This is a genomic window from Neobacillus drentensis (assembly GCF_036962765.1).
Lineage (GTDB): Bacteria > Bacillota > Bacilli > Bacillales > Cytobacillaceae > Neobacillus > Neobacillus drentensis_C.
In genome coordinates this window covers 12,488-15,526 of record NZ_JBALOS010000168.1, presented here as the reverse complement: position 1 = coordinate 15,526, position 3,039 = coordinate 12,488, and the positions used below count along the sequence as shown (strand labels likewise).

The following is a 3,039-nucleotide window of genomic DNA, read 5'->3' as shown; positions in this document are numbered from 1 at the left end:
TGCATTATTTCTCCTTCCGCTTGGAATTGTAAATACGTACTTTATGTATGTTATAAATTTGATCTTAATTTATGCCATTCTAGCTTTAGGCCTCGATTTAATTGTAGGTTATACGGGTCAAGTTTCTGTTGGTCATGGAGCATTCTTTGGAATTGGTGCCTATGTAGCTGCGATTCTTGCTAAAAATCTAGGGTTTTCATTTTGGTTAACTCTTCCTTTTTCGATTATCATCACTGCGATAATTGGGTTTATCATTGGGTTTATTGGTTTGAAATTAATCGAAGAATATCTTGTAATGGCAACACTCGCGTTTGGAACAATTATCTGGCTAGTTTTTTTAAACTGGACGGACTTAACGGGAGGTCCAATGGGGATTGCAGGAATTTCTGCTCCTCCCACGATAACATTGGGAGGTTTGCAATTTCCGTTTATACAATACCACGACTACTACCCATTGCTATTAATCTTTGTATATCTAGGTATCTTAATAACGAGATTAATAATCAAGTCCGGGTTTGGCCGTGCATGCAAAGCCATCCGTGATGATGAACTGGCGGCACAAGCGATGGGAATTCCAGTTTTTAAAACAAAAGTGATTATGTTTACTATTTCGTCCGCATTCTGTGGTGCTGCCGGTACTTTATATGCCCATTTTCTTCATGTGGTCAGTCCTGAAACCTTTGCCTTCGGTATGTCTGTGACTATTTTAACGATGGTCATGATCGGCGGACAAGGATCGATTGCAGGAGCGATTATTGGTGCGGCGATTCTCACCGTTTCTTCCGAGGCATTAAGGGAAACACCTGAATTAAGAATGTTAATTTATGGTTTTCTAATCGTTATTATGATCATGTTTTTTCCTAAAGGAATCATGGGATTGTTTCAACTATCAAAGCGCCGTCTGCTAAAGAAAAGTCTACAAATTGAAAAAAACGTAATCGAGAAAGAGGGGTTGAGTTATGAGCAGTAAGATTGTTGATGATTCAGCCATTTTAACCGTCAATTCTCTCTCTAAATCCTTTGGGGGCGTTAAGGCAGTTAACAATTTATCGTTTTCTGTAAAGCATAATACTATCCATGCGATCATCGGTCCAAATGGAGCTGGGAAAAGTACACTTTTTAATCTGATTACGGGTGTCATTACTCCTGATGAAGGGGAGATTCAGTTATTGAATCAAAATATTACCTCGTTGAGACCTGATAAAATCGCGGAGCAAGGGGTTTCACGAACCTTCCAAAATATTAGACTATTTCCGGATATGACCGTTTTTGAAACGGTACTTATTGGGACCTATCTGCTGACAGGTGGAAAATTACTGCCTGCAGTATTCCGTACTAAACGATTCCGTAACAAGGAACGAGAAGCAAAAGAACGAATTGCAGAAATTTTAAAATTCGTGGGGCTATGGGATATGCGCCATGAGTATGCTGCGCGGTTATCCTATGGAAATCAAAGACGGGTAGAAATTGCCCGTGCTTTAGCAACAAATCCGCGTTTATTATTACTTGATGAGCCGACTGCTGGAATGAATCAGAATGAAACAAAAGAGCTGATGCAACTATTTTCACAGGTTAATAATCAAGGCATCACCATTTTAATTATTGCTCACGACATGCATCTTGTGAATACGTTATCCGACCAAATTACAGTGATTAATTTTGGAGAAAAGTTGGTTGAAGGTCCTTCTGAAATGATTCAGAGTCATCCAGCGGTATTGGAAGCCTATATGGGGAGGGCTGAAGCAAATGCTTAAGGTTGAAAATGTTAGTACCTATTATGGTCAAATATGCGCATTAGACAATGTAAGTTTGATGGTAGAGGAGAAGGAAGCTGTTTCGGTGATCGGTGCCAATGGTGCAGGAAAAAGCACTCTCCTAAAAACTATTATCGGCGAACTCCGCCCCAAAAGCGGGAATATTCTACTTTCTGGTCAATCTATCATTAAAGAAAAAACGTTTAAGCTTGTCAGCCGTGGTATGACACTTGTACCTGAAGGCCGCCATGTCTTTCCGTTACTATCTGTGTGGGATAATTTGCTGTTAGGCGGTTATACACTTTCTGCTAAAGAACGTCAGCAGAGAGCTCTGGAAGTAACAGAGCCGTTTCCAATCCTCCGCGATAGGAAAGATCAACTTGCTGGCTTACTTTCCGGAGGTGAGCAGCAAATGTTGGCCATTGCCCGTGCTATGATGACAAAGCCTAAGCTTTTATTACTAGATGAGCCTTCTATGGGTTTGTCTCCGAAACTAGTATATGAGGTATATGACAAAATTATGGAATTATATCTGCAGGGTACGACCATTTTATTAGTGGATCAAAATGCAGAAATGGCCATCGACTTTTGCAGTCGAGGTTATGTACTGATGGCAGGACGGTTAGTAGGTCAAGGGACGCAAAAGGAACTAAAGGAAAGCGAACTTGTCCAGCGTTCCTATCTAGGATAATTTGGCGAGGATTGGTATGTTTCAAGATTTTCTAGAATAAATATAATGGTTGTTTATGGGAATAATTAAGGAGAAATTCCTTAAATATAAAATTCTATCTTAGGGAGGAAAAAATATATGTCAATACATGGTGAGGCCAAAAAAGTAGAGATTCAGAGATTTAGAAAGTTTAAAACAGAACAGTTTTATCCTAAAAATTTAGGAAAACCGGAACACCACATCGTCAATGAGTTGAGTATGGCAGTTAGAGCAGGAAATCGTATTTTTTTAAGAGGTCAAACAGGCTTTGACTTAGATGGAAACTTTCACGGAATTGGTGATGTAGAAGCTCAGGCCGAAATGGCATGTACCTGTGTAAAGCAATTGATTGAAGAGGCTGGAGGCACCATACAGGATATATGTAAAATTACGGTGTATTTGATGAATCGTGAAGATCGCAGTAAGGTGTATCCTGTTATTGGCAAACATTTTAAGGATGTGTATCCATGTAGTACTGGATTGTTAGTCAGCGGCTTTGCGTTGCCGGAAATGCTGATGGAGATTGATGTTGAGGCTGTTATCAGCGAATAAGGGCTTCTTTTAATAAGGTTATTT

4 protein-coding genes are annotated in these 3,039 nt (G+C 39.7%); all 4 read left to right on the top strand.

Translation table 11 applies throughout. The annotated features are described in order from the left end of the window. On the top strand, window positions 1-970 hold a 970-nt coding region (locus V7137_RS20335), incomplete at its 5' end, for a branched-chain amino acid ABC transporter permease (RefSeq protein WP_335699760.1). Then, window positions 960-1,754 carry an ABC transporter ATP-binding protein gene (locus V7137_RS20330; protein WP_335699759.1) on the top strand — a complete coding sequence of 265 codons (795 nt, stop codon included), beginning with the start codon at window positions 960-962 and terminating at the stop codon, window positions 1,752-1,754. The genes V7137_RS20335 and V7137_RS20330, both read left to right, overlap by 11 nt. Further along, window positions 1,747-2,445 carry an ABC transporter ATP-binding protein gene (locus V7137_RS20325; RefSeq protein ID WP_335699758.1) on the top strand — a complete coding sequence of 233 codons (699 nt, stop codon included), beginning with the start codon at window positions 1,747-1,749 and terminating at the stop codon, window positions 2,443-2,445. Before V7137_RS20330 ends, V7137_RS20325 begins: the two co-directional genes overlap by 8 nt. A 117-nt stretch (window positions 2,446-2,562) precedes the next feature. Then, complete coding sequence (locus V7137_RS20320) at window positions 2,563-3,015, top strand: RidA family protein (protein ID WP_335699757.1); 453 nt, start codon at window positions 2,563-2,565, stop codon at window positions 3,013-3,015. Window positions 3,016-3,039 lie beyond the last annotated feature (24 nt).